Source organism: Streptomyces hilarionis, from assembly GCF_024539675.1.
In the GTDB taxonomy this organism is placed as follows: domain Bacteria; phylum Actinomycetota; class Actinomycetes; order Streptomycetales; family Streptomycetaceae; genus Streptomyces; species Streptomyces hilarionis.
The window spans coordinates 1-258 of record NZ_JAHHIT010000788.1; the positions used below are offsets into that span (position 1 = coordinate 1).

General features: G+C 47.3%; 1 protein-coding gene. It reads left to right on the top strand.

The window, feature by feature from the left end:
• Nucleotides 1–36 precede the first annotated feature (36 nt).
• Nucleotides 37–177, top strand: coding sequence for a DUF2256 domain-containing protein (locus KMS84_RS44700; RefSeq protein WP_124528243.1), 141 nt, complete (start codon nt 37–39; stop codon nt 175–177).
• The last annotated feature ends 81 nt before the right edge of the window (nt 178–258 follow it).

Genomic DNA, 258 nt, shown 5'->3' on the forward strand with positions numbered 1-258 from the left:
GGTATGGGCATACGAACTTAATATCAAGGACGCCTATTGAAAAAGTCAGAGCTTCCAGTCAAAACGTGTGCTACCTGTGGGCTTCCTTTCACATGGCGAAAGAAATGGGCTCGTTGCTGGGACGACGTGCGCTACTGCTCAGAGCGCTGCAGACGCAGCAAGTCACCAACAACCTGAACGAAAAAGGGGGAATTCGTAAACCCTTTTGTGTTCAAACCAGGATTAGTTGGTTAGCCTGATTTTAGACCAGAAAAGATT